Origin of the sequence: Mycobacterium sp. 48b, assembly GCF_048282725.1 — a bacterium.
Classification (GTDB): domain Bacteria; phylum Actinomycetota; class Actinomycetes; order Mycobacteriales; family Mycobacteriaceae; genus Mycobacterium.
Genome location: NZ_JBLVUL010000001.1, coordinates 4,024,060 through 4,048,573 on the forward strand (window position 1 = coordinate 4,024,060; position 24,514 = coordinate 4,048,573).

A 24,514-nucleotide genomic window follows, 5' to 3' on the forward strand; every position below is an offset into this window, starting at 1 on the left:
CGGCGTGGCGCAATTACCCAGGTCACACCGCTCCCCAGGTCCACCGGGCGATCGCGGGGTCGTCCTCGCCGTGTTCCCGGGTGTAATGGCGGGCGGCCAACCGGGCGTCGACCATCTCCTGGCGCAGCCCCGCCGCACGGGCTCCCAGCCCCTCGACCCGGTCGATCACATCCATGACCAGATGGAAGCGGTCCAGGTCGTTGAGCATCACCATGTCGAACGGGGTGGTCGTGGTTCCTCGCTCCTTGAAGCCCCTGACGTGCAGCTGATTGTGGTTGCTGTGCCGGTAGGTCAGCCGGTGGATGAGCCACGGGTAGCCGTGGTAGGCGAAGATGATCGGCTTGTCGGTGGTGAAGATCGAGTCGAATTCTCGGTCGGACAGCCCGTGGGGATGTTCGGACTCTGGTTGCAGCCGCATGATGTCGACCACGTTGACCACCCGGACCAGCAGGTCGGGTAGCTTGCGGCGCAGGATGTCGGCGGCGGCCAGGGTCTCCAGCGTCGGGATGTCACCGGCGCACGCCAGCACCACGTCGGGTTCGCCCGTCGTCGTGCTCGCCCATTCCCAGATCCCCAACCCGCGGGTGCAGTGCGCGACCGCCTCGTCCATCGTCAGGTACGTCAAGGCGGGCTGCTTGCCCGCCACGATGACGTTCACGTACTGACGGCTGCGCAGGCAGTGATCGGCCACCGACAACAGCGTGTTGGCGTCCGGCGGCAGGTAGACGCGCACCACCTCGGGACGCTTGTTGGCGACGTGGTCGATGAAGCCCGGATCCTGATGCGACGCGCCGTTGTGGTCCTGGCGCCACACATGGGAGGTCAGCAGATAGTTCAGCGACGCGATCGGCCGGCGCCACGTCAGATGGGAACTGCTGAACAACCATTTGGCGTGCTGGTTGAGCATCGAGTCGACGATGTGCACGAAGGCCTCGTAGCAGTTGAACAACCCGTGCCGGCCGGTCAGGAGATAGCCCTCCAGCCAGCCCTGGCACAGATGTTCTGAGAGGACCTCCATCACCCGGCCGTCGGGTGCCAGGTTCTCGTCGACGGGCAGGGTCTCGGCCTGCCACGCCTTGTCGGTCTTCTCGAACACCGCGGCCAGGCGGTTCGAGGCGGTCTCGTCCGGGCCCATCAGCCGGAAGCGGTCCGGATTGCCGGCGATCACGTCCCGCAGGAACGTGCCGAGTACCCGGGTGGCCTCGGCGGTCTGAGTGCCGGGGCTGTCGACGGCGACCGCGTAGTCGGTGAAGTCCGGCAGGTCGAGGTCGCGCAGCAGTAGTCCGCCGTTGGCATGCGGGTTGGCGCTCATCCGGCGGGTGCCCGCGGGTGCGAGCGCGCGCAGCTCGGGCCGCAGGGCCCCGGTGGCGTCGAACAACTCCTCGGGCCGGTAGCTGCGCAGCCATGTCTCCAGCTGTGCCATGTGCGACGGGTTGGTCCGGGTCTCCGAGAGCGGCACCTGATGGGAGCGCCACGTGCCCTCGACCTGTTTCCCGTCCACCTCGTGCGGACCGGTCCAGCCCTTGGGCGTTCGCAGGATGATCATGGGCCACAGCGGCCGGCCAGGTTCGCCGTCGAGGCGGGCGGCGCGCTGGATCGCCGCGATCTGGTCGAACGCCTCGTCCATGGCCGCGGCCAGCTGCTGGTGCACGTTGGCCGGGTCGTCACCCTCGACGGTGATGGGCCGATAGCCGTAGCCGTAGAACAGCGATTCGAGCTCTTCTTGCGGAATGCGGGACAGCACTGTGGGATTGGCGATCTTGTAGCCGTTGAGGTGCAGGATCGGCAGCACCGCCCCGTCGACGACCGGATTGAGGAACTTGTTCGAGTGCCAGCTGGCGGCAAGCGGGCCGGTTTCGGCCTCGCCGTCGCCGACGACGCAGGCCACCACCAGGTCGGGATTGTCGAACGCGGCGCCGTAGGCGTGCACCAGTGCGTACCCGAGTTCGCCGCCCTCATGGATGGATCCCGGTGTCTCGGCGGCCACGTGGCTCGGTATCCCGCCGGGAAACGAGAACTGGCGGAACAGTTTCCGCAAGCCGTCGGTGTCCTGCCCGATTCCGGTGTAGACCTCGCTGTAGGTGCCCTCGAGATAGGCGTTGGCCACCAGCCCCGGTCCGCCGTGGCCCGGACCCGTCACGTAGATGACGTTCGCGTCGCGCTCGCGGATGATCCGGTTGAGGTGGGCATAGAGCAGGTTCAACCCCGGGGTGGTACCCCAGTGCCCCAGCAGGCGGGGTTTGACGTCCTCCGCGCTCAGCGGCTCGCTGAGCAATGGGTTGTCCAGTAGATAGATCTGGCCGACGGACAGGTAGTTGGCCGCCCGCCAGTAGGCGTTGAGCTGGTCGAGTTCCGTGTCGGTCAGTGCCGGTGAGAGGGTCGCGTCGCTCATGATCTCCATAGTGGCCGGTGTCGGTGAATGGCGCCCGCGATCCGGGTACCCGAATTCGTACCGGTCAACCAACGGCACAAGAATCTCCGCCGTGAAAGCCGGTGGTACGGGTCGCGAATCAGCGCCAGGGGACCGGCCGTCCTGTCAGATTCTCGAGGCCGTACACCGCCTGGGCTAGGTTCGTGGGCATGACCCTGCCTGGGACCCTCAATCCGCGAACCCCGGTATTGGTGGGCTACGGCCAGGTCAACCAACGGGAGGAACGGCCGGAGGTGGAGCCGGTCGATCTCATGGTGGAGGCGGCCCGGGCGGCGGCCGACCCGCGGGTGCTGGAAGCGGTCGACTCGGTACGGATCGTCAATCTGCTGTCCTGGCACTACCGCGATCCGGGTCTGCTGCTGGCTCAGCGCATCCGGGCCGGCAAGGCCGCGACGCGCTACACCGGGGTGGGCGGCAACGTGCCGCAGACACTGGTGAACGAAGCCTGCCTGGATCTGCACGGCGGCCGGGCAGAGGTGGTGCTCATCGCCGGCGCCGAGACGTGGCGTACCCGCAGCAGGCTGCGCTCCCGCGGGGTCAGACCTGAGTGGACGCATCAGGACGACTCCGTGCCGGAGGCCCCGGGGGCACATGACGGTGTGCCGATGGCCGGCGAGGCCGAGATCCGGATCAAACTGGATCGCCCGGCCTACGTGTACCCGATGTTCGAACAGGCGCTGCGGATCGCGGCCGGCGAGAGCAGCGATGAGCACCGCAGGCGGATCGGCGAACTGTGGTCCCGGTTCAGCGACGTGGCAGCCGGCAACCCGCACGCCTGGAGCCGGGAGGCGGTGCCTGCCGAGCAGATCTGGCAGCCGGGCCCGGGCAACCGGATGATCAGCTGGCCCTACACCAAGCTGATGAACTCCAACAACATGGTGAACCAGGGGGCGGTACTGATCCTGACCACCGTCGAGAAGGCGACCTATCTTCAAATCCCTACCGACCGTTGGATCTTCCCGTATGCCGGGACGGACTCGCACGACACCTATGCCATCGGGGAACGGGCCGAGCTCTACCGCTCCCCGGCGATCCGGATCGCCGGGCGCCGGGTGCTGGAGCTGGCCGGCGTGGGTGTCGACGAGGTCGACTTCGTCGACGTGTACTCCTGCTTCCCATCGGCGGTCCAGGTCGCGGCGGCCGAAATCGGTCTGTCCCTGGCCGACCCGTCGCGACCCTTGACGGTCACCGGCGGCCTGACGTTCGCGGGCGGGCCCTGGAACAACTACGTGTCCCATTCGATCGCCACCATGGCCGAGCGGCTCGCGGCCAAACCGGGGAGCACGGGCCTGATCACCGCCAATGGCGGTTACCTCACCAAACACAGCTTCGGGGTGTACGGCACCGAGCCGCCGGCCCGTGAGTTCCGTTGGCAGGACGTGCAATCCGAGGTGGATGCCGAGCCGACCCGGCAGCTGCAGGTGGACTTCGCCGGCACCGGGACGGTGGAATCCTGGACCACGCCGGTCGGTCGCGACGGCACCGCCGAGCGGGTCTTCCTGGCGGTGCGCACCCCGGAGGACGGCCGCACGCTGGCCCGCATCATCGACGAGTCACAGGCGGCGGCGACCATGTCCGAGGACATCGCCGGGGCGAGGGTGCAGGTTCACGCCGACGGCAGCGCGACCCTGCTCTGAGCCTCGGACTCGATCAACCGCTCAGCGCGCGACCGGCTCTCGCTGTGCCAGCGCGAGGACCTCGTCGGTCGTCGGAGGGCTGGGCGGATGGCTGGACAGGCACCACGGAGTCTGGATCTTGTGAAAGGCATTGCCCTCCAACGCGACATAGAACTGACCTGACCGCAGTTTGCTGATGTCGGGCACGTGGCCGCCCTTGACCCGGGCCATCTCCCGGGCCACGGCGATCTGAGCGGGCGAGTTCAGCAGACCGTAGAACTGCGTCGTGGCATTTCCCGGAATGTGGTTGTGCAGACCGCGTGGGGACTGCGTGGCGAACACCAGTCCCAGCCCGTACTTTCGCGCCTGCGAGGACAGTGCCAGGGTGCTGTGTGTGGAGGCGGTCGTGTGACCGGACGGCGCGAAGTTCTGCGCCTCGTCCATCACCAGCAACCCGCCCAGTGGCCGGTCCCCGGCCGGGTTGCGCTTGATCCAGGCGAACAGGGCCATCTGCAGCTGGTTGACGAACCCTTCGCGCTGCTGATCGCTGGTCAGACCGACCATGCTGATCACCGACACCCGGGCCCGGTAGCCCGGTGACGGTGTCAACAGCACCCCTGGATCCGCGGCTGTCCCGGAGCCACCGAACAGCGGATCGTTGACGGTCGCGGCCCGCAGGTTCTGGGCCAGTTCGGTGGCCAGTTTGTGCGCGCCGCTCAGTGCGCTGACCTCCGGGGGCAGATTGCCGAGCAGGTCGATGAAGCCGCCCAGGGACACCGAGGGGCTCGCACCGTAGAACCGCAGCGCCTCGCGCAGCACCGCGCGAGACCGCTCGGCCTTGGCGGTGTTGCCGGCGATCAGGGCGCGGGGTTCCAGTGCGGCGACGGCGGATTCGACCGCGTCGGAGAACTCGTCGGGATCATCGATGACGCTGGCGAAGTCGGGGAGTGGCTGGAACGACAGCGGGCGGCCGGTCGACCGGCCCGGCGTCCACACCACGACCTCGGCGTTGTCGAAGTACGCGTCGGCGCGTTCGTCGTCGGCCGGGTTCCATCCCGGCGGGCTGTCGGGCCAGCGCGCCCCCAGCCGGGACAGGTCGTTGTTGGGGTCGAGCACGATCGACGACACGCCCCGCAGCGCGCACTCCTCGACCAGGCGCCGGATCAGCACGGTCTTGCCCGATCCGGAGCCGGCGAAGATCGCCGTGTGCTTACGCAGCGCCGCCAGGTCGACGGACACGGGGCGCCCGCCGGTGCTGTCCAGGCCAAGGGTGACCGCGGTGGGCGAGTGCTCGATGACCGGCGCGGCAGGCTGCGTACGGATCGGCCCGGTCGCGAGCTCGGCATCCACATCGATCTGGGCCGGTGACGGCGGATCGCCCGCAACGTCTCCGAGCGCGGCCCGCAGCCAGCCGATCCCGTGCGCCGGGCGGCGCCGGCGCAGCCATTCGGGCAGGTCGGGGTGATTGTCGTCGATCAGATCGCGCAGCGCCGTCATCGTGCGCACGTCGTCCTCGTTCATCGGCAACACGCGGCCGCCGGCCGCCTCGAACTCGGCGATCATCACCGCGGTTTTCGCGCCCTTCGGCCACCCGGTGTTGCGCAGCAGGAACAACTGGCGCCGCTCAGGATTGAATCCCGTTGCTTCCCAGGCTTTTCGAATTCTGTTCTGGACCGCGACGGCATTGCCTGACGAGATCGCGCGAAATGCCCAGTGCCGTTCGTCGTCGGTGGCGGCGTCCAGAGTCTGGCGCAGCCGCCCGTGCAGCACCACGCGTTGGCCCGGCAGCGGATCGGGGCGGAACGCCTGCCCGGCCTCGCCGAGTTCGGTGATCCACGCATCCAGGGCCGCCGACAGCAGGCCGGGCATCGTGGTGTCCTCGCCGTCGGGGTCCAGCGCGGCGACGGTCACCGCGCGGCGCCGGTACTCGGCGAAGCGCCGGTCCAGTTCTCCGGTGTCGCCGGCGGCGGTGCCGCCCGCGGCGGGTTCGTGTGGTTCGGCCACCTCACCGGTGAGTTGGGACAGCTCTTCGAGCGTGTCGCGATCCAGGCAGCGCCGGACATGGGTGTCGGCGCGCTTGAGCAGCTGACGCGGCGTGTACTGGGTCGCCTCGTCGAATGCCGAGGGCAGGATCGGCCAGCTCGGGTATGGCGCGGTGAATCCGATGGCCGCGTAGCTGGCGGTGAAACGCCGTTCCAGGATGGCGCGGCCGACCTCCGGGGTCGGCAGACCCTGCAGCAGCGCGGTGGTGCGGAAGCGGTCCTGCACGGTGGCGGTCGCCCGGTCCTGGATGGCCTCCCAGGCCGCGGGCAGGCAGGCCACCACGCCCACCGTGCGCCGCATGGTCTGGCGGATCGACATCAGCCCGTGCGCGATGTGCTCGAGATCGCGGTTGTCCGGCGCAGCGCCGACGGCGTCCGTGCGATCGGTGGACTGGGCCAGCAGCGTGTCGATCTGGTCGAGGGCCAGCACCGACGGCCCGGCCAGGGCGATCAGCCGGGAGATGTCGCGTACCGATTCCTGTGGCGTGAGCACCGGCGCCGGCAGTCCCCAGGCTTCCCGTTCGCCGTTGCCGGTCAGGAACGCCTCGCCGACATCCTGCAGCTCCAGGTCCCCGGCGCCCAGCAGCACCAGGGCGCGCAGGGTGTGGTGCGCACGTTTGACGGTGTGGCGGTGGACCTTGTGCAGCGAGTTGACGAAATCGTTGAGAATCTCCGGAGTCAGGTCGTCGTCACCGATCACGGCCCGGCGACTGGCGCGCGAGATATGGGCCACCGAGGACAGTTCCCACAGCAGATCTTTGAGCTGGGTTTCGCGCTCGCTGCCGGGCCGGCCCAGGCTTTCCAGGATGCCCGCACGGGCGGACTGCCAGAAGCTGGCCGCATCCAGAAGTTCCACGAGGAAGAAGAAACCGCCGCCGGTTTGGACCTGTTCGCGCACCTGGCCGAGCAGGTGGGTCTTGCCGGATCCGGCCGGTCCCCGGACCACGACGCCCAGTGGGCTTGAGTCGGTTTCCCGTTCGGCATCGCCGAAGGCGGCCATCACATCGGCCATCGGCCGGTCGTGCAGACCGCGCACATGCAGCGCACCCTGCGAATGCCACAGATCGTCGGCGGTCGGCGCCCAGGTCAGGCGAAGCGCACTGAGCGCTTCGCGGAGCTGTAACTCCATCAGGACTCGATCGCGATCAGATGTTTGTCCTGGTTGCCTATCTCCACCGCGGCTTCGCGGTCGGCGGGGGTGAGCACCTTCTGGTTCTCCTCGGGGATCAGGCTGACGCCGGGCTGCTGGTAGAGGCTGATCAGCGCGGCGTCGACGGTGGGTCGGGGCAGCCCGGGTACGGCCTCACGCAGCCGTAGCAGGCTGACCCAGGCGCCGGGCCGAGGCGTCAGCCCGGCATAGGCGGTACGCAGCTGGATCTCGGGACCGGCGTCGGTCGCCGGCGCGGCTGTCGGGGCGGGCACTCCGGCAGGCAGGAACACATCGGCGGGAACGAGGTCGGCGTGTTCGAAATAGCGGTGCAGCGCGCCCAGCAGCGTGTAGAGGGCCTTGCCCTGTCCGGTGGACCGGGCCGGCGCGGCGGCACCGAACAGGGACCGGCACAGCGCCCACCCCGCGTCGGTCAGCTCGTGGACGAGGGGCCGCGTTCCGGTGGACTCGATCAGGCCCAACCGGTTGAGCCGATCGCGCTTCGGCTTGTCGAGTTTGGGCCCGAGCCGCTCCAGCTCGGCATTGGGTACCGGCCGGGACTCGGCCATCAATACCAGCAGGACCGCCTGCTCGGTGCCGGACAGCTCGTCGGGCGCGACATTCACCGGATGCTCACCTTCCTGCCGTCGTGGGTGTGGCACGCGGGCGGGGCGATACCGGCACGTGTCTCAAGCACGTTAGCGCGTACCTGTGACCCCGCGAGAATGTTGTTGCGCCGCACGGTTTTCGCCCGCACGGTGGTTGAGGTGCCCGCAGCTACCCGATCGACAGCGGCTGATCTGGGTCGGTGATGCGTTCCGGATCGACCGGGGTGGCCGACCGGATCAGCGCCTTGACGTCGTCAAGGACATCCCACACGTTGACGTTCATCCCCGCCAGGACCTGGTTCGCGTCGTCGAGCCAGAACGCGATGAATTCACGTCCAGCAACATCGCCGCGGAAAATCACCCGCTGATATTCGGGTGCATGGCCGACGTATTCCATGCCGAGGTCGTACTGATCTGTGAAGAAATAGGGCAGTTCGTCATATTCGCCGGTTTTGCCCAGCATGCCCTGGACCGCCACCGCGGGCTGTTTGAGCGCGTTGGCCCAGTGCTCGGTGCGGATTCGCACCCCGAAGAACGGATGCTGCGCGGCGGCGATGTCGCCGACGGCGTAGATGTCGGGATCGCTGCTGCGCAGCGACGCGTCGACAAGTACCCCGCCGTCTCCGACGGCCAGCCCGGCCTTCTCGGCCAGGCCGATGTTCGGCGCCGCGCCGACGGCGACCAGCACCGTGTCGGCCGCGACGGTGGAGCCGTCTGCGAGTCGCAGTCCGGAGGCCCTGCCGTTGTCGGTGGTGATCTCCTGCACCGACTGGTCCAGCCGGAGATCGACCCCGTGCTCGCGGTGCAGGTTTGCGAACACCTCACCCACCTCGGCGCCCAGTGCGGCCAGCAGCGGCAGATGTGCGGACTCGACGACCGTGACGTCGACGTCGCGGCCCCGCGCTCCGGCGGCCACCTCCAGCCCGATCCATCCGGCTCCCACGACGGCCAGCGTCGAACCAGGCGTCAGCGCAGCGCTCAGTGCTGCTGCCTCGTCGATCGTGCGCAGATAGTGCACCCCCTCGGCGTCCGAACCCGGTATCGGTGGCCGGCGTGACGACGATCCGGTGGCCAGCAGCAGCTTGTCGTAGCCGACGGTGGTGCCGTCGGGAAGCGCGAGCGTGTGTTCGGCGGCGTTGACGGCGGTGACCTCGGTGCCCAGCCTCAGCTCGACGTTGTGGTCGCGGTACCAGGACGCCGGGTCGACCGTGAACTCGTCGAGTTTCTTCTTCCCGGCCAGGTACTCCTTGGACAGCGGTGGACGCTCGTAGGGGAGCTGGTCTTCGGCGGCGAACAGCACGACATGACCGTCAAAGTCGTTGTCCCGCAGAGCTTCAGCGGCCTTGGCGCCGGCCAGGCCGCCGCCGACGATCGCGAATGTGGACGACGTTGTCATGCCAACTCAGCCTACTCGCCCGATACCAACTGCTTCAGTTTTCGGGCGTTGCGTACCGCATGACCACCGAGATCGTTGTTGAAGTAGACGACGACGCGGTGGCTGTCGCGGTCCCACTGCCGGATCTGCTCTGCCCACCCGATCAGCTCGTCATCGGAATAGCAGCCGGCGTACATGCCGTCGTCCTCCGGCCCGTGCATACGGAGGTAGACCAGATCGCTGGTGACCACCGGGCGGCAGGTCAGCCCCGGTCCGCTCATCACGACGTACGCTGCGCCGTACTGGCGCAACACCTCATACACCGCCTCCTCGTGCCAGGAACGGTGGCGCAACTCCATCGCCACCCGGATCTGGCGGGGGAGTTGTGATAGGAAGCCGGCCAGCAGTGCGTCGTCCCGCTCGAGGGCGGGATGAAGCTGGACCAGGAGTGCCTCGTTGTGCGCGCCGAGCAGTTTCCAGTACTCCGCGAACCGTGGCGTCCAGCTCTCCGGTGAGCGCAGCCGCCGGTAGTGGGTCAGCCCGCGGTGCGCTTTGACCGACATGGTGAAGCCGTCGGGCATCTGGTCGCGCCACCCGGTGAACGTGGTGTCAGCGGGCCAGCGGTAGAAGCTGCCGTTGAGTTCGACCGTGTCGAATTCGCCCACGTAGTGGGCCAGTCGGGATTTCGCCGGTGTGCCGCGGGGATAGAGCACATCGGTCCAGTGGTCGTATGACCAACCCGAGGTGCCGATCCTGATCATGTGCCATCGCTAGGGGACGTCTGTGTAGTGCAGGGTGTAGCCCTCGGCGGAGAAGGTGAAACCTCGACCGGTCAGCTCCCGCACACAGGACACCCCGGACTGCTCCTGGACGTTGCAGCGGAATCCCGCCACCGCCAGTACCTTCCCGAACGACAGCGCCACGGCGGCCGGTTGCGCGAATTCGGGCTGCGCCAGGTTGACGAATTGGGCATCGTTGTCCCGGTCGACCACAAGGGCATTCGGAGCCGCGGTGCCGCCGGTCGCGTCGGGCACCTCCTCGGGCGCTCCCGCCACGGCCATCGCCGATGTACCGCCGGCGGGTTGGCAGCCGGCGCGGTCGTGGGGCAGGATCGCGCACTGCCACCGACCGCTCGGGGTGCTGAAGTAATAGGCCTTGCGGCCGTTGACGTCGAGCGCGTAGTCGGCGGCGTTGACCAGGTTCGCGGTTCCGAACGACGGTGGTGCCGCGGTGGTGCTCGCCGGCGGTGGCGATGCGGCGTCGTCGGTGTTGACGACGGTTCCCGACGCGCATCCGGCGAGTGCCGAAGCGGCGGCGGCTCCAAAGATTGCACAGCGGACGAGGCAAGCCTTCACGACGCAAGACCCTAGTCAACCGTCGTGGCCGCCCGGACGGTAGCGTCGAGTTTCCGTGACACCTGATGCGCGGCCTGCAGCTGCCCGGCTCACCACGGCGTTGCTCGCCGCCGGAGTGGCCGCCGGTTTGTCGATCTCGACGATTTCGCTGACCCTGGCGTTCACCCGTCCCGGCTTCGACGTTGCCCGCCACGCCAATTCCATGCTGGTACTTGGGGATTGGGGTTGGGTTCAGACGCTCAACTTCATCGTCTGCGGGCTGTTGCTGATGGCCTTCGGGCTGGGGATCTGGCGCGTGGCATCCGGGGTGCTGTCCGGCCGGGTCGCCGCGGTGTGTGTGGTGCTCTACGGGTTGCTGGCCGGCGTGGTGGTGGGGCTCAATCCGACCGACCCCGGGTTCGGGTTCCCGCCGGGTGCGCCGCAGGGGTTTCCGGGGGTGGAGCAGCTGAGTACCTCGGCGAAGATCCACGGAGTGGCCGGTGGGCTCGGATTCCTGGCCGTGACCTGCGGATGCTTCGCGCTGGCAAGGTATTTCGCCGGCATGGGGGACCGGGTCTGGACGGCGGTGTCGGCGGGGGTCGGCCTGTCGGTGCTGTCGGTGTCCGTCTACCTGGGCCTCAACGCCGGTGTGCAGACCGAGTCGTTCAACTACGTGCCGACGTGGGTCAGCGGTGCGGTGTTGTGGCTGTTCGTCGCGGCGGTGGCGGCCCGGCTGATGCGCTCACAGCGCGACGCACACGTCGGCGCCCAGTAGCAGCACGGGCCACAGCAGCGTGACCTGACCGAAGGCCACCAGATCGGCCCCGGCCGGGAACTTGGTCAGCAGGCTCGATTCGACGAGCTGTACCTGTTCGGGATGGAAGAACGTCCAGACCAGACCGATCACCAGGTAGGGCAGGGCCAGCCACATCAGCGTCTCGAGGACCTGTTCGACGCTGGCCTGGTGGCTCAGGATTCGGCGGACCCGGTTCATCAGATCAGGGCCTTGTCGGCTGCCACCCGTCGGCGGACGTCGGCCAGCAGCAGGTAACTGCCGCCTTGGCGGACGAACACCGGCAGGAAGCGGTTGCCGAATGCCACGGCCAGGAACAGCCATTCGAACAGTCGCTGCCGACCGCGGCCCCATCCGAAGCCGACGGCGTCACGGAACACCGGAGCGAGGAAACCCGTGGTCAGGAATTTCAGCAGCGGTCGAAACGGGATCCGCAGCAGCGGGTTGATCATCCGCAGGTCGACCAGATCCTGCAGATATCGCCGCACGACGTCGTCGATCTTTACCCGGCCGCAGGCGCTGTCCCAGTACGTGTCGAATTCGGCGCGCGTCGCAGGCCACTGCTCCGGGCTGACCTGCAATGTGGTGCCCAGCGTCGCGGCTGACCGGTAGAACTGCTCGGCCTGGGCCTCCGTCATGTCGCCGCGCAGCAGTTGGTAGACATCTTCCAGCCCTACGAACAGGCAGGCGGCCACCCACAGCTGCAGGTCGCGGTCAAAGGCGTTGTACTGCACCGGACTTGCCGGCCCTGACCGGACCTGCCGGTGGGCCGTGTCCACGGCGTCGCGGAACGCCGCCCGGTCCTCGGGCGTTCCGAGGATCGCCACGGCGAGGTAGCTGAGGGTGGTGCGGGCCCGCTTCCAGGGGTGCTTGAGCAGGTTGCCGGAGTCGACGGTGCTCTCCACGACTCCGTAGCCCACGCCCGGCGCGGACAGCTGCATGATCACGTTGGCCGCCCCGGCGGCGAAGCCCCACAGGTCCATCGCGTCGGCGATGGTCACGTCCTCGTCGGACCAGCGCGCGGTGCGGCGGGTGATCGAGATGCGGTTGGCGGGGGTGGTGTCGCCCAGGGACATGCGCCGGCTCCTTTCAGCTCATGCACACGTTGGTGAACAGCAGAACCGGCCAGGAGACGATGGAGCCCAGAAAGGACACCACGGCGTCGGCCCCGTGCATACCGGCCAGGTGGCTGGTGTGGGTGAGCGACCAGACCAGGCCGATGAGCAGGTAGGGGACCGCGAGGATGATGGCGGTGCCGATCCACTCGGCGATGGTCATCTGGAAACCGAGGATCTTGCGTACTGCGGTCAACATGTGAGCGGGCCCCCGTCGTTGTCAGGCACGCTCTATGTTAATGGTGATTCTTCTCGTGCGCGGCGGAAATTACTTGGGCGGCAGCCCCTTGGCGAATTCGATGCCCCGGGCGACCCAAGACTGGAGCTGCCGCTTGGTCCTGATGCCCGGCGCGGCGATCCGCAGCCAGCCGCGCATCTCCCGGCCGCCCATCACCATCGGTTCGACATGGTCGCGCTGCGCCAGCGTCTCGCCGTCGTCCCGCGGGACCCGCACCATCAGGCCGCCTTCCCGGGTCGCGGCGACGGCCATGTTGCCGTTGATCAGAAAGGCCAGCCCACCGAACATGCGTTTCTCGTCGAGGCCGCGTTCGGAAGCCGTCAACTCGCGGATGCGATCCGCCAGGTCCGGATCGAAGGCCATGTCAGTCGAGGTCGATGCGCAGGGTGAGCAGATCGCTTCCCACGGTGCGGACCACTGCGCTGTTGAGCGTCGGCAGCTCTTTCAGCCGCGCGACCGGGTCGTCGTCGGGCAGCAGGTGAGCCGTGCCGGTCCGCCAGTGGCCGTTGATCCGCAGCCGCACAGCGGGATTGGCCCTGATGTTGAGCACATAGTGTGATCGGTCGCCGTGCTCGGAGACCATCCAGAACTGATCGCCGACCACCCGGCCGCCCACGGCGGTGTGCCGTGGCTGCCCGGACTTGCGGCCGACAGTCTCCAGCATGGTGACGGGCAGCTGGCGCCCGACCGGGTTGACGATGCGGCGCTGGGCGCCGTGGACGATGCGTCGCTTCAGATCACGAAGATCCACCATGGCGCCACCCTACCGAGCGTCAGTCGGAATCCGTGGACTCAAGTTCGGCGCGGAAGTTGGCTTCGCGCTCCAGGTGCTGCGGGCGACGCCGCAGTACCAGCCAGGCGATCCCGAGTACCAGGAACCACACCGGCGTCACCAGCTCGGCCTGCAGGGTGTCCTCCTTCAACGCGAAGGCCACGATCAGGAAGGCGAAGAAGGCGAGTACGACGTAACACATCACGACGCCGCCGGGCATCTTGAACTTCGACGCCTCGTGCAGTTCGGGCCGGCGTTTCCGGTACACGAGATAGCTGACCAGGATGATCGTCCAGACGAAGATGAAGCACAGCGACGAGATCGTCGTGACCAGGGTGAAGGCCGCGACGATGGAGTCGCCCGCAGCGACCATGACCACGCCCGACAGCAGGAACACGCCGGACAGGAACAACGCGTTGGCGGGCACCCGCCGCGAGGTGAGCCGGCCGAACAGGCTCGGCGCGTCGCCTTCGGCGGCCAGACCGTAGACCATCCGGGAGGTCGAATAGATGCCGGAGTTGGCTGACGACGTCGCCGAGGTCAGCACAACGAAGTTGACCACCGATGCGGCGATTCCCAGGCCCGCGAGGCTGAACATGGCCACGAACGGGCTGAGTTTCGGATCGATCTCGCGCCACGGTGTGACCGCGATGATGATGGTCAGGGCCGCGACGTAGAAGAGCATGACGCGCACCGGGATCGAGTTGATCGCCTTGGGCAGGTTGCGTTCGGGGTCCTTTGCCTCGGCGGCAGTGGTACCCACCAGCTCGATGCCGACGAATGCGAAGGTCGCGATCTGGAACCCGGCCACGAAACCCATTGGGCCGGTGGGGAAGAAGCCGCCGTCATTCCACAGGTTGGCGAACGAGGCCTGGGCGCCGGTGGGTGCGGTGAAGCTGGTGAAGATCATGACCAGGCCGATGACGATCAACGTCACGATCGCGATGATCTTGATCAGGGCGAACCAGAACTCGGTCTCACCGAAGGCCCGCACGGTCGGCAGGTTCAGTCCGATCAGCACCACGACCGTCGCGAGTGCCGGTATCCACAGCGGAAGGTCCGGCCACCAGAAGGCCACATACCCGGCGATCACCACCACGTCGGCGACGCCCGTGACGATCCAGCAGAACCAGTACGTCCACCCGGTGAAGAACCCCGCCCACGGGCCGAGAAGGTCGGCGGCGAAATCGGCGAAGGACTTGTAATGCAGGTTGGACAGCAGCAGCTCGCCCATCGCCCGCATCACGAAGAACAGCATGAAGCCGATGATCATGTAGACGAACAGCACCGAGGGGCCGGCGAGCGAGATGGTTTTGCCGGAGCCCATGAACAGGCCCGTTCCGATCGCACCGCCGATCGCGATCAGCTGGATGTGCCGGTTCGACAGCTGACGGGAAAGGTGCCGTTCATCCGTGGATGTATCTGACGTCACACGGTGAAGGATTGCAGGCGCGGAGACGGCGGCTGCAGCCAGCCCGGCATTTCCCAGGCTGCTAGCCCAGGATCGGGAACCGGCGCTGCGAGGCGAGCCGGTTCATGGCCGTCTGCATGACTTCTCGGATGTGCGAGTCGACGGCCCCGACATCAGGGTCGGCGCCGAAGCGTGCCGTGATGTCGATCGGAGGCAGGACTTCGGTGACGATCTTGGTCGGCAGGGGCAGGTTTGGCGGCACTATGACGCTGAGGCCGAACGGGAACCCGATGCTCACCGGCAAGATGTCCAGGCGGAAGCGAGGGAAGCCCAGCCGCTTGGCCAGCCAGTTGCCCCGCGTCAGGAACAGCTGGCTTTCCTGGGCACCGATCGAGACGGTCGGCACGATCTGGACCCCGGCGGCCAGCGCGGTCCGCACGTATCCGGTTCGCCCGTTGAAGTCGATGGTGTTCGCCTCGGCGGTGGGGCGGTAGGCGTCGTAATCTCCGCCGGGAAACACCAGCACGACTGCACCGGACCGCAAGGCGGCCGCGGCGTTCTCCCGGCTGGCGTGGACCACCCCGAGTCGCCGGAACAGATCGCCTGTCGGCCCGAGCAGCACACCGTAATGGGCCAGGGTGTACAGCGGACGGTCGTATCCGAAGTGGCGGTAGAACTCCGGGGCGAAGACCAGCACGTCGGGTGTCAGCATGCCGCCGGAGTGATTGGCGACCACCAGTGCACCGCCGTGGCCCGGAATGTTCTCCAGACCGTGGACCTCGGAGCGGAACCACCACTTCGCGACCGGGCCCGCCAGGGTCTTCATCTGTCGGGTCACCGTGGGATCCCACTGGTCGAGCTCGCTTTCGTCCATCGCCGCAAGATTGACCCGAATTCCGAACAAATAAACCGTCCGCCGTTGCGACCCGGGGTGTCACAACGGCGGACGGTGTCTCGGCGGCGAGCCGCCGGCTTCCTATGCGGCGATCGACGCGCCCTCGCGGACCGGTTCCAGCGCCTCGGCGATGATGTCGGCGACATCGGTCATCGGTTTGACCTCCAAAGCCTCCAGCACCTCGGCAGGCACGTCGTCCAGATCCGGCTCGTTGCGCGCCGGGATGAACACGGTCTTCAGCCCGGCCCGCTGCGCGGCGAGCAGCTTCTGCTTGACGCCGCCGATCGGCAGCACCCGGCCGTTCAGCGTGACCTCACCGGTCATGCCGACATCGCCGCGCACCTGGCGCCCGGTGGCCATCGACACCAGCGCCGTCACCATCGTGACGCCGGCCGACGGACCGTCCTTGGGCACCGCGCCCGCGGGGACGTGCACGTGGATCTGGCGGTCCAGCGCCTTCGGGTCGACCCCCAACTGCTCGGCGTGGGCCCGCACGTAGGACCGCGCGATCTGCGCCGACTCCTTCATGACGTCGCCCAGCTGACCGGTCAGCTTGAGACCCGGGTCGCCCTCGTTCCCGTTGGCCTCGATGTAGAGGACGTCACCGCCCAGGCCTGTGACGGCCAGGCCGGTGGCCACACCCGGCACCGCGGTGCGCTCGTTCGACTCCGGGGTGAACCGTGGACGGCCCAGGTACTCGACGAGATCCGGCTCGTCGATCGTGATGGGCGACTCTGTCGAGTCCAGCTTGGTCGTCACCTTCCGCAGCGCCTTGGCCAGCAACCGCTCGAACTGCCGCACACCTGGCTCACGGGTGTAGTCCGCGGCGATCTTGCGCAGTGCCGCGTCCGTCACCGTCACTTCGGCGTCGGTCAGCGCCGCACGCTCGGCCTGCCGGGGGAGCAGGTAGTCCCGAGCGATGGCGACCTTGTCGTCCTCGGTGTAACCGTCGAGCTGGATCAGCTCCATCCGGTCCAGCAGCGCCGACGGGATGTTCTCGATGACGTTGGCCGTCGCCAGGAACACCACGTCGGACAGGTCCAGGTCCAGCTCCAGGTAGTGGTCGCGGAACGTGTGGTTCTGCGCGGGGTCCAGCACCTCCAGCAGTGCGGCCGACGGGTCGCCCCGGTAGTCGGAGCCCACCTTGTCGATCTCGTCCAGCAGCACAACGGGATTCATCGACCCCGCCTCGCCGATGGCCCGCACGACGCGGCCTGGCAGCGCTCCGACGTAGGTCCGCCGGTGGCCACGGATCTCGGCCTCGTCGCGCACGCCGCCCAGGGCGACCCGCACGAACTTGCGGCCCAGCGCACGGGCGACGGACTCACCCAGCGAGGTCTTGCCGACGCCGGGCGGACCGGCCAGCACCATCACGGCGCCCGAACCACGCCCGCCGACGACGGCCATACCGCGCTGGGCGCGACGGGCCCGGACCGCCAGGTACTCGACGATGCGGTCCTTGACGTCGTCCAGACCGTGGTGGTCGGCGTCCAGGATCTCCCGGGCGCCCTTGAGGTCGGTCGAGTCCTCGGTGCGCACGTTCCACGGCAGGTCCAACACGGTGTCGAGCCAGGTGCGGATCCAGCCGCCCTCGGGGCTCTGCTCGCTGGAGCGTTCCAGCTTGCCGACTTCGCGCAGTGCGGCCTCACGGACCTTCTCGGGCAGATCGGCGGCCTCGACCCGGGCCCGGTAGTCGTCGGACCCTTCGGGCTCACCTTCACCGAGTTCCTTACGGATCGCGTTGAGCTGCTGGCGCAGCAGGAATTCCTTCTGCTGCTTGTCCATCCCGGCCCGCACGTCTTCGGCGATCTTGTCGTTGACCTCGACCTCGGCCAGGTGCTCACCGGTCCATTCCACGAGCAGGCTGAGGCGACGACTGACGTCCTCGGTCTCCAGGAGCTGACGCTTCTGCACGTCGGTCAGGTATGAGGCGTAACCGGCTGTGTCGGCCAGCGCGGACGGATCGGTGATCTTGTTGACCACGTCGACGATCTGCCACGCCTCACGCCGCTGCAGCATCGCCAGCAGCAGCTTCTTGTATTCGGCGGCCAGGGCCTTGGTCTCGTCGGTCGCCGAGTCGGGCTCGGCGGTTTCCTCCACCTCGACCCACAGGGCCGCACCCGGTCCGGTGGTTCCCGAACCGATGTGGGCGCGGCGCTCACCACGGACGACGGCGGCTTCCGCACCCCCGGGCATGCGCCCGACCTGAACGATCGACGCGATCACACCGTGGGTGGGGTAGCGGTCGTCCAGGCGTGGGGCGATCAGCAGCTTGCCGGATTCGCTGGCCTGGGCGGCGTCGATGGCTGCGCGGGCGGCGTCGTCGAGTTCGACTGGCACCACCATTCCGGGCAGGACGATCGGTTCGCTCAAGAACAGGACGGGCACTGCGTTTGATTCGGACATCAAACCTCCAAAGTTCAGTCTGATGCGCTCAACCTTGGTGGCGCCGGGTTTGTTCCCCGGCATTGCGGCGTTCGGGTTCGCCGTGAGTGAACGGAGCCTAGGCGGCGGCGTTGTTGGTCACGATGTGAACTTCTCGGGTCAGTACCCGCAGACCTCCGGGTAGGGGCGGTGCGGTGGAGCGGTACACCGCACCGGTCGGTGTGATGTGTTCGGTGGTGTGGCGGCCCGATCTGTCGGTGCGGGTGCGGACTGTCCAGCCGGGGTGTTCTTTGACGTAGTTGCAGTGCTCGCACAACCCCTGGCCGTTGTCTGCGGTGGTCGGTCCGTTGCGGTGGTGGGGATGTATGTGGTCGATGTGTCGGATCGGGGCATCGCAATAGGGGGTGCGGCAGGTTTGATCTCGGGTGGCGATGAACCGGGCGAGGCCTTTCGGGAACCGACGGGACCGGGATTCCATCGCGACCAGTGTTCCGGTGTCGGGGGTGGCGTAGAGGCGTCGCAGGGTGGCCCGGGAGTTGTCGTCGGCGAGGGCGTCGCGGATGATGCGTCGGGCGGCGGCTGCGGGGATGGGGCCGTGGCCTTGGAGGTGGGCGGGTTGGGTGCTGCCGGCGAGCAGGGTGTCGTCGGAGAGCACGAGGTTGACCGCGACGGGCACCGGTGTGGTGGTGTCGCGGCCGGTGATGCGGGCGGTCAGGGTGTCGGCCATGACCTGACCGCGGTTGCGGCCGTCGGTGCAGCGGTCGGCGGCGTCGGTGAGTGCGTAGCGTACGGATGCCGCGTCGGTCGCGGGTAGCAGGGCGGTGACGATGGCCATGGCGTCCGGCGCCGGCCGGAAGGTGACGTTGCGATCCTCGGGTGCCCTGGTGGCCCGCTCGATGACGGCTATCGGATTGAGTTGGTAGGCAATGGTTTTGGCGTCTCCGGTCAGACGGGCGTCGCCGAGGCCGATCAGCGTGGTGTGGTCGGCACAGAGTTGTTCGTCGAGGCGGCGCCGGTCGGCGGGGGACAGGTAGGCGGCTTCACGCACGATCAGTCGGGCCCGGGATTCGGTGAGCACCCCGGCTTCCAGCGCGGCGAGCGTGTACGGCATGTCGCGCACCAGGATGCGGGCCTGGGCCAGGTAGCGGTTGCCCTGGGCAGGTGACTCCATGCGGGCCAGACCGATCTCCGAACCGAGTCCGCGGCCACGGCGTGAGGGACTGACCCTCGCTGCGGCTTCTGTGGCGCGGCGGGTGCGGTCGAGGGCGGCGGTGGCCCGGGCCTGCCCGGCAGCGGCAGCCGACTTGAGCCGTTCGAGTTCGGCGATGCGATCCCGCAGTGCCGCCTCACCGGCATCGGGATCAACACGCGAGAATGCTTCGAACATGTGTTCGACACTACGCCTCTCCACTGACTCATTCTTTTTGGCAGGGTTGCAGGTTGTGGATAACTGCGGCCATGGCTGGAAGGTTGTGGAGATGGCTCGATCGCGACGCACGAAGGTCCCCGCCGCGGACAAGACCCGGTTGGTGCTGGCGGTGTTGGCTGGGGAAATGACCTGCGCTGAAGCCGCCCGGCGCTGCGGGGTCACCACGGTGACGATGACCAGGTGGAAGCATCAGTTCCTGGAGGCAGGGTCTGAGCGGCTCGAAGAAGTGCCCAGCGGGCCCGCGGGCCGGGCGGGTGCCCCCGAACAGCGCCGGCTGCGACAGGAAAACCAGGAACTCAAACTTGCGCTGGCCGAAGCCACGGTGCAGTTGCGGATCTGGCAGCGCGGTGCCGCGTTGGCCGATCAAGTCCCTTCGCCGACCTCGAAGCCCTAAGAGCGGCGGCGGGACTGCCGGTTTCGAGGTTCGCCATCCTGGCAGCGATTCCCGAACGCACCTACCGGCGACGGCTGGCCCGCCTCCGCGGCGGTGGGTCCACAAAAGGCCCGTGGCCGGCGCCGGTCGTGGACCGCATCGAGGCCCTGGCCGCCAAATACGCCGAAGCGTGGCCGGCGTGGGGCTATCGCAAAATTGCGGCGTTGATGCGCGCCGACGGCCACGACGTGACCAATTCCTCGGTGCAACGCGCACTGAAGCGGCGAGGGTTGTTGTTGCCCCAGGGATTTCGCGCTGACCGTAAATCCTGGGCGGCGCTACGCCGCCGAGTGTTTCGTGACCCGCCCACCGAACGCAACCGGGTCTGGCAGACCGACTTCTCCGAGTTCGAAACCACCAACGGTGGTATCTGGCGGATCAGCGCGGTCATCGACTACGCCACCAAATACTGCCTGGCCATCACCGTCACCCCGACCAGCCGCGGCATCGACGCAGTGCACTGCGTGCAGTTGGCCATCGACGAAGCACAGCGCATCCTGAACCTAGCCGATCTACGCACAGATCGCGGCCTGATGGACGTGCTGGACGCCGACGAAAACACCATCGGCCAGATTCCCGCTCCAATCGCGATCGTCTCCGACAACGGGCCCTGCTACCGCGGCAAGGACTTCCAGGCCCTGTTCGCCGACCACAACGATCCACTGCTGCGCCACGTTCGGACCCGAGTGAAATCTCCTCAGACCAACGGCGTCGTCGAGCGCTATTTCGGCACCCTCAAATACGAGCATCTGTTCCGCGGCTACATCGGCGACGGCGACGCCCTCGACATGGAAGTCCACCGATTCCGCATCATCTACAACACCATCCGACCCCACCAAGCCCTCGGCGACCGCACCCCCAAACAGGCCTACCTCGACGGCCAAAACCTGCCAAAAACTTGACTCAAGACACCTCGGGTACGACAAATGTGGTGTTATGTCTCAAGACATCGGTGACAGTTCTGCATCAGGACATCGGTGACGGTTCAGGTGGTTTTGGTGGTGACACTTCTGCCCCAAAGTTCGGGTGGTGGCTGCTCATGAACCCATCGATCCTCTCGTCCGCCTTGCGATCTCGCAGTGGCCTGACGATGCGCCCCGCGGGGCGGTCTCGACGTTCTGCGCCGAGCACGACATCTCTCGAAAGTCGTTCTACGAGTTGCGCAAACGCGCGAAGGTCGACGGGCCGGCCGCAGTGCTCGAACCCCGGACCCGGCGGCCGAAGTCGAGTCCGTCGAAGCTGACCGACGCGGTCAAGGAACAGGCCGTGGCGGTACGCGTTGCTCTGGAGGCCTCCGGCTTGGACCACGGGCCGATCAGCGTGCACGAGAAGATGCGCGCGATGGGGCTGGACCGCGTGCCCTCGGTGGCGTCGCTGGCCAGGATCTTCCGCCAGGAAGATGTTGCCAGGGCCGAGCCGAAGAAAAAGCCCCGCTCGGCGTGGCGGCGGTTCGTATATCCAGCCCCGAATGCGTGCTGGCAACTGGACGCCACCGAGTACGTGCTGACTCGTGGACGCAAGTGTGTGATCTTCCAACTCATCGATGATCACTCCCGTTACGCGGTCGCTTCCCACGTGGCCTGGGGCGAGACCGCCGAGGCGGCGATCACCGTGTTCGACAAGGCAGTCGCCGTCCACGGGGTGCCCCAACGGCTGCTGTCAGACAACGGGGTCGCGCTCAATCCCTCGGGCCACTCCGGAATGTTTCAGGCAGCAGGCTCGTCGTACGCCTTATGACCAAAGCAGTCCAATTCGACGAATACGGCGGGATCGACGTCCTGCAGGTGCGTGACGTGCCGAGGCCGGTTCCGGCGGCAGGCGAGGTGGTGGTGCAGGTCCGTGCCGCGGGGATCAACCCGGGCGAGGCGATGATTCGCCGTGGCGCGCTGCACGACCGGTTCCCGGCCGCCTTTCCGTCAGGACAAGGCAGCGACCTCGCGGGTGTGGTGGCCGAGCTCGGGCCCGGTGTGAGCGGGTTCGCCGTCGGCGACGAGGTGCTCGGATTCACCGACGACCGCGCCAGCCACGCGGAGTTTGTGGCCGTGCCCGCCGCCCAGTTGGCCCCCAAACCGTCCGGACTGCCGTGGGAAGTGGCCGGATCGCTGTATGTCGTGGGGGCCACGGCCTACGCCGCGGTGCGCGCCGTTCGGCTGCAACCCGGGGACACCGTGGCGGTCGCGGGTGCCGCGGGTGGCGTCGGCACCATCGCCGTGCAGCTCGCCAAGCGGGCCGGCGCCACCGTCCTCGGCATCGCCGGCCCGGCCAACGACGACTGGCTGACAGCGCACGGCGTCGTCCCCGTCAACTATGGCGACGACCTGGCCGCCCGGCTTCGCGCCGCGTCCCCGTCGGGTCGCGTCGACGCCTTCCTCGATTTCTTCGGCGGCGGATACGTGAAGCTGGCCGTCGACGAGTTGGGTGTCGCTCCCGAACGCGTCGACACCATCATCGATTTCCCGGCCATCGACGAGTTCGGTGTCCAGAGTGCCGGAAATGCCGAGGGCGCTGACATCGCGATCATCGCGGAGTTGGCGGATCTCGCGGCCGGCGGGGAGCTCGACGTGCCGATTGCCGGAGTGTTCGCCCTCGACGATGTCCGGGCCGCGTATACCGAGCTGGAAAAGCGCCACACCAGAGGGAAATTGGTGCTGCGACCGTGACCGACGGCGCCTGCTCGACGTAGCATCCAATCATGAACAGGGGATACGTCGTGGCGTTCGCGGTCGGTGTGCTTGTGGCGCTGTTCGGCCTCATCTGGGCGCTGCAGGGATTCGGTGTGTTGCAGGGCAGCCCGATGAGCAACACCACCACCTGGTCGGTCATCGGACCGATCACCGCCGTGATCGGCGTCGTGATCGCAGCGTTCAGCTGGCGCAGATTCAAGTCACGGTGAAATCCACCGAATGCCAACCGGTGGCACCGTCGGGCACGGTTGGGGCTTCGTCTGACGTCTGGACGGCTCCGGTGTTGTCGGTGGCCCGCACCGTGACGGTGTGGCGGCCTGGGGCGTCGGCTTGCCAGGGCAAGCTCCACAGCCGCCATGTCTGGTTGGAGTAGGCGGCACCCAGCTGAGCGCGTTGCCATGGGCCGTCGTCGATTCGGACCTCGACGGCACGTATGCCGCGGTTCTGCGCCCAGGCCACACCACCGAATGTCGTCGGCCCCGTCGGCAGCTGTTGCCCCCGCTTCGGTACGTCGATGCGCGACTCGGTCTTGATCGGGCCGCGCGGCGCCCAGCCCTGCCTGGTCCAATAGGCCTCGGCCCGATCGAATCGGGTCAATTCCAGATCGGTGACCCATTTGGTGGCCGACACGTAGCCGTATAGTCCGGCGACCACCAGCCGGGCCGGGTAGCCGTGTACGACCGGCAGCGGCTGCCCGTTGAGGCCGATGGCCAACAACGCGTCCCGGCCGTCATTCAGGGCTTCGACCGGGGTGCCCACCGTGAACCCGTCCACCGAGGTCGACAGCAACATGTCCGCATCGGGTGAGACCCCAGCCGCCCGCAGCAGGTCGGCGAGTCGGTAGCCGGTCCACATCCCGTTCGAGATCAGTTCGCCACCAACCGGATTGGACACGCACGTGAGCGTGACGGCCTTCTCGACAGCCTCGAACCGGGCAAGGTCGTCGAAACCATAGGTGATCTCGCGGGCGACCATGCCGTGAATGCGTAGCCGCCATTCATCCCGGCTCAGCTGCGGAACGCTGAGTGCGGTGTCGATCCGGTAGAAGTCGGCGCTGTCGGTGATGAAACTCGGCAGGGCAACGTTTTTCGGTTGGACGTCAGGCGGAACCGGGGTTGCCGGTACGCGGGGTCGGGGTAATACGGAGGTCTCGCGTTCGGCCGCGACCGAACTCGTCACCCGGGTGACGACGAAACCGAGAAGTCCGGTCGCCGCACCGAATCCGAGGACACCGGCAGTGGCCAACCAGGTCCTTCTGGAGGTGTCGACGTGCTCTGCATCGTCGTCGTTTGCCGTCCAGACCCGCCGCACGAGCAGTTGCAGTGCCGCCACCCCACATGCGGTGCCCACCACCGTGGGCACGATGTCGAGCAGCCGTGCGCCGGGCCGGGAGAGGACGGCCGCGCATGCGATCAACCCGGCGACGACGAAGATCGCGCTGCCGATCGGACGGTGCCGGGTTTCGTACGTCGCGGCGAGGGCCGCGATGGTGGCGATGACCGCCAGCACGACGACGGCGAGGAACAGCTTGTCCAGGCTGCCCAGGGTTTGGATCACCCATTCCTTGACCGGACCCGGCGTCAGGTCCACGACCGCCGAGCCGACCGCGTTGCGTGGATCGGCCGGTGCCCCAAACGGAATGCCTGCCAGCGCGGCGATGCCGAGCGCGACCGCGGCGGCCGCAATTCCGCCGAGCATCCGCGCGTTCGGCGAGGGCTCGAACGAGGGCCCCGACGAGGACTCAGTCATCGTCACCCAACCTACTCCGGACACCAGGAAGGGAGCCTGCCGTTAGGGGTGACGACA

At 67.6% G+C, this 24,514-nt stretch carries 22 protein-coding genes and 1 pseudogene; 7 read left to right on the plus strand and 16 right to left on the minus strand.

Going from position 1 to position 24,514, the window contains the following annotated elements; genetic code table 11:
• Nucleotides 1–22 precede the first annotated feature (22 nt).
• Nucleotides 23–2,392, minus strand: coding sequence for a phosphoketolase (locus ACNQR1_RS19820; protein ID WP_418047548.1), 2,370 nt, complete (start codon nucleotides 2,390–2,392; stop codon nucleotides 23–25).
• A gap of 188 nt (nucleotides 2,393–2,580) precedes the next feature.
• Between ACNQR1_RS19820 and ACNQR1_RS19825 the strand changes: the two genes are divergently transcribed.
• Nucleotides 2,581–4,068, plus strand: a complete 1,488-nt coding sequence (locus ACNQR1_RS19825) for an acetyl-CoA acetyltransferase (RefSeq protein ID WP_418047549.1) — start codon at nucleotides 2,581–2,583, stop codon at nucleotides 4,066–4,068.
• Between the two features lie 21 nt (nucleotides 4,069–4,089).
• Here ACNQR1_RS19825 and ACNQR1_RS19830 read toward each other — a convergent pair whose 3' ends face one another.
• The 5 genes from ACNQR1_RS19830 to ACNQR1_RS19850 all read right to left on the minus strand — a co-directional run bounded on the left by ACNQR1_RS19830 (nucleotide 4,090) and on the right by ACNQR1_RS19850 (nucleotide 10,574).
• Nucleotides 4,090–7,218, minus strand: coding sequence for a helicase HerA domain-containing protein (locus ACNQR1_RS19830; protein ID WP_418047550.1), 3,129 nt, complete (start codon nucleotides 7,216–7,218; stop codon nucleotides 4,090–4,092).
• Complete coding sequence (locus tag ACNQR1_RS19835) at nucleotides 7,218–7,862, minus strand: hypothetical protein (protein WP_418047551.1); 645 nt, start codon at nucleotides 7,860–7,862, stop codon at nucleotides 7,218–7,220. Before ACNQR1_RS19835 ends, ACNQR1_RS19830 begins: the two co-directional genes overlap by 1 nt.
• Nucleotides 7,863–8,013: 151 nt before the next feature.
• Nucleotides 8,014–9,240: an NAD(P)/FAD-dependent oxidoreductase gene (locus ACNQR1_RS19840; RefSeq protein ID WP_418047552.1), complete on the minus strand. Its 1,227-nt coding sequence runs from the start codon at nucleotides 9,238–9,240 to the stop codon at nucleotides 8,014–8,016.
• An 11-nt stretch (nucleotides 9,241–9,251) separates the two neighbouring features.
• Complete coding sequence (locus ACNQR1_RS19845) at nucleotides 9,252–9,980, minus strand: DUF72 domain-containing protein (RefSeq protein ID WP_418047553.1); 729 nt, start codon at nucleotides 9,978–9,980, stop codon at nucleotides 9,252–9,254.
• 9 nt (nucleotides 9,981–9,989) lie between these two features.
• Nucleotides 9,990–10,574 (minus strand): hypothetical protein, encoded by a 585-nt coding sequence (locus ACNQR1_RS19850; protein ID WP_418047554.1) that lies wholly within the window; start codon nucleotides 10,572–10,574, stop codon nucleotides 9,990–9,992.
• Between the two features lie 55 nt (nucleotides 10,575–10,629).
• Between ACNQR1_RS19850 and ACNQR1_RS19855 the strand changes: the two genes are divergently transcribed.
• Complete coding sequence (locus ACNQR1_RS19855) at nucleotides 10,630–11,328, plus strand: DUF998 domain-containing protein (RefSeq protein WP_418047555.1); 699 nt, start codon at nucleotides 10,630–10,632, stop codon at nucleotides 11,326–11,328.
• On the opposite strand, the gene ACNQR1_RS19860 is transcribed toward ACNQR1_RS19855, so the two are convergent.
• From ACNQR1_RS19860 to ACNQR1_RS19900, 9 genes are all read right to left on the minus strand, one after another.
• Complete coding sequence (locus ACNQR1_RS19860) at nucleotides 11,296–11,547, minus strand: hypothetical protein (protein ID WP_418047556.1); 252 nt, start codon at nucleotides 11,545–11,547, stop codon at nucleotides 11,296–11,298. The genes ACNQR1_RS19855 and ACNQR1_RS19860 overlap by 33 nt on opposite strands.
• On the minus strand, nucleotides 11,547–12,422 hold the full coding sequence (locus ACNQR1_RS19865; protein WP_418047557.1) for an oxygenase MpaB family protein: 876 nt from the start codon (nucleotides 12,420–12,422) through the stop codon (nucleotides 11,547–11,549). Before ACNQR1_RS19865 ends, ACNQR1_RS19860 begins: the two co-directional genes overlap by 1 nt.
• A 13-nt stretch (nucleotides 12,423–12,435) precedes the next feature.
• On the minus strand, nucleotides 12,436–12,660 hold the full coding sequence (locus ACNQR1_RS19870) for a hypothetical protein (RefSeq protein ID WP_418047558.1): 225 nt from the start codon (nucleotides 12,658–12,660) through the stop codon (nucleotides 12,436–12,438).
• Nucleotides 12,661–12,729: 69 nt separating this feature from the next.
• Complete coding sequence (locus ACNQR1_RS19875) at nucleotides 12,730–13,062, minus strand: TfoX/Sxy family protein (RefSeq protein WP_418047559.1); 333 nt, start codon at nucleotides 13,060–13,062, stop codon at nucleotides 12,730–12,732.
• 1 nt (nucleotide 13,063) lies between these two features.
• Nucleotides 13,064–13,453 (minus strand): nitroreductase/quinone reductase family protein, encoded by a 390-nt coding sequence (locus ACNQR1_RS19880; protein ID WP_418047560.1) that lies wholly within the window; start codon nucleotides 13,451–13,453, stop codon nucleotides 13,064–13,066.
• 19 nt (nucleotides 13,454–13,472) lie between these two features.
• Complete coding sequence (cycA, locus tag ACNQR1_RS19885) at nucleotides 13,473–14,903, minus strand: D-serine/D-alanine/glycine transporter (RefSeq protein WP_418047561.1); 1,431 nt, start codon at nucleotides 14,901–14,903, stop codon at nucleotides 13,473–13,475.
• Between the two features lie 61 nt (nucleotides 14,904–14,964).
• Nucleotides 14,965–15,756: a lysophospholipid acyltransferase family protein gene (locus ACNQR1_RS19890; protein ID WP_418047562.1), complete on the minus strand. Its 792-nt coding sequence runs from the start codon at nucleotides 15,754–15,756 to the stop codon at nucleotides 14,965–14,967.
• A 102-nt stretch (nucleotides 15,757–15,858) separates the two neighbouring features.
• Complete coding sequence (gene lon, locus ACNQR1_RS19895; RefSeq protein WP_418047563.1) at nucleotides 15,859–18,183, minus strand: endopeptidase La; 2,325 nt, start codon at nucleotides 18,181–18,183, stop codon at nucleotides 15,859–15,861.
• Nucleotides 18,184–18,280: 97 nt separating this feature from the next.
• Complete coding sequence (locus ACNQR1_RS19900) at nucleotides 18,281–19,549, minus strand: HNH endonuclease (protein ID WP_418047564.1); 1,269 nt, start codon at nucleotides 19,547–19,549, stop codon at nucleotides 18,281–18,283.
• Nucleotides 19,550–19,640: 91 nt separating this feature from the next.
• On the opposite strand from ACNQR1_RS19900, the gene ACNQR1_RS19905 reads away from it, so the two are divergent.
• The 5 genes and pseudogenes from ACNQR1_RS19905 (at nucleotide 19,641) to ACNQR1_RS19925 (ending at nucleotide 22,917) form a co-directional block, all read left to right on the plus strand.
• Nucleotides 19,641–19,985: a transposase gene (locus ACNQR1_RS19905; RefSeq protein WP_418043378.1), complete on the plus strand. Its 345-nt coding sequence runs from the start codon at nucleotides 19,641–19,643 to the stop codon at nucleotides 19,983–19,985.
• A gap of 128 nt (nucleotides 19,986–20,113) precedes the next feature.
• Nucleotides 20,114–20,926, plus strand: a complete 813-nt coding sequence (locus tag ACNQR1_RS19910) for a transposase (protein ID WP_418047565.1) — start codon at nucleotides 20,114–20,116, stop codon at nucleotides 20,924–20,926.
• Nucleotides 20,927–21,095: 169 nt separating this feature from the next.
• Nucleotides 21,096–21,758: pseudogene (locus ACNQR1_RS19915) on the plus strand (DDE-type integrase/transposase/recombinase); the annotation flags it as partial.
• Entirely contained in the window at nucleotides 21,758–22,684 is a 927-nt protein-coding gene (locus ACNQR1_RS19920; protein ID WP_418047566.1) for an NADP-dependent oxidoreductase, read from the plus strand. The pseudogene ACNQR1_RS19915 and the gene ACNQR1_RS19920, both read left to right, overlap by 1 nt.
• A gap of 32 nt (nucleotides 22,685–22,716) precedes the next feature.
• The gene (locus tag ACNQR1_RS19925) at nucleotides 22,717–22,917 is read left to right on the plus strand and encodes a hypothetical protein (protein ID WP_418047567.1); all 201 of its coding nucleotides are present in this window, start codon (nucleotides 22,717–22,719) and stop codon (nucleotides 22,915–22,917) included.
• Here the strand turns inward: ACNQR1_RS19925 and ACNQR1_RS19930 are convergent.
• Nucleotides 22,904–24,457: a molybdopterin-dependent oxidoreductase gene (locus ACNQR1_RS19930; RefSeq protein ID WP_418047568.1), complete on the minus strand. Its 1,554-nt coding sequence runs from the start codon at nucleotides 24,455–24,457 to the stop codon at nucleotides 22,904–22,906. The two genes, ACNQR1_RS19925 and ACNQR1_RS19930, sit on opposite strands and share 14 nt — an antisense overlap.
• Between the last annotated feature and the right edge of the window lie 57 nt (nucleotides 24,458–24,514).

What these genes read in the sequence shown, in the direction of transcription:
- ACNQR1_RS19820 (WP_418047548.1), bottom strand. Translation starts at nt 2,392, where the DNA reads ATGAGCGACGCGACCCTCTCACCGGCACTGACCGACACGGAACTCGAC.
- ACNQR1_RS19825 (WP_418047549.1), top strand. Translation starts at nt 2,581, where the DNA reads ATGACCCTGCCTGGGACCCTCAATCCGCGAACCCCGGTATTGGTGGGC.
- ACNQR1_RS19830 (WP_418047550.1), bottom strand. Translation starts at nt 7,218, where the DNA reads ATGGAGTTACAGCTCCGCGAAGCGCTCAGTGCGCTTCGCCTGACCTGG.
- ACNQR1_RS19840 (WP_418047552.1), bottom strand. Translation starts at nt 9,240, where the DNA reads ATGACAACGTCGTCCACATTCGCGATCGTCGGCGGCGGCCTGGCCGGC.
- ACNQR1_RS19845 (WP_418047553.1), bottom strand. Translation starts at nt 9,980, where the DNA reads ATGATCAGGATCGGCACCTCGGGTTGGTCATACGACCACTGGACCGAT.
- ACNQR1_RS19860 (WP_418047556.1), bottom strand. Translation starts at nt 11,547, where the DNA reads ATGAACCGGGTCCGCCGAATCCTGAGCCACCAGGCCAGCGTCGAACAG.
- ACNQR1_RS19865 (WP_418047557.1), bottom strand. Translation starts at nt 12,422, where the DNA reads ATGTCCCTGGGCGACACCACCCCCGCCAACCGCATCTCGATCACCCGC.
- ACNQR1_RS19870 (WP_418047558.1), bottom strand. Translation starts at nt 12,660, where the DNA reads ATGTTGACCGCAGTACGCAAGATCCTCGGTTTCCAGATGACCATCGCC.
- ACNQR1_RS19875 (WP_418047559.1), bottom strand. Translation starts at nt 13,062, where the DNA reads ATGGCCTTCGATCCGGACCTGGCGGATCGCATCCGCGAGTTGACGGCT.
- ACNQR1_RS19880 (WP_418047560.1), bottom strand. Translation starts at nt 13,453, where the DNA reads ATGGTGGATCTTCGTGATCTGAAGCGACGCATCGTCCACGGCGCCCAG.
- ACNQR1_RS19890 (WP_418047562.1), bottom strand. Translation starts at nt 15,756, where the DNA reads ATGGACGAAAGCGAGCTCGACCAGTGGGATCCCACGGTGACCCGACAG.
- lon (WP_418047563.1), bottom strand. Translation starts at nt 18,183, where the DNA reads ATGTCCGAATCAAACGCAGTGCCCGTCCTGTTCTTGAGCGAACCGATC.
- ACNQR1_RS19900 (WP_418047564.1), bottom strand. Translation starts at nt 19,549, where the DNA reads ATGTTCGAAGCATTCTCGCGTGTTGATCCCGATGCCGGTGAGGCGGCA.
- ACNQR1_RS19905 (WP_418043378.1), top strand. Translation starts at nt 19,641, where the DNA reads ATGGCTCGATCGCGACGCACGAAGGTCCCCGCCGCGGACAAGACCCGG.
- ACNQR1_RS19920 (WP_418047566.1), top strand. Translation starts at nt 21,758, where the DNA reads ATGACCAAAGCAGTCCAATTCGACGAATACGGCGGGATCGACGTCCTG.
- ACNQR1_RS19925 (WP_418047567.1), top strand. Translation starts at nt 22,717, where the DNA reads ATGAACAGGGGATACGTCGTGGCGTTCGCGGTCGGTGTGCTTGTGGCG.
- ACNQR1_RS19930 (WP_418047568.1), bottom strand. Translation starts at nt 24,457, where the DNA reads ATGACTGAGTCCTCGTCGGGGCCCTCGTTCGAGCCCTCGCCGAACGCG.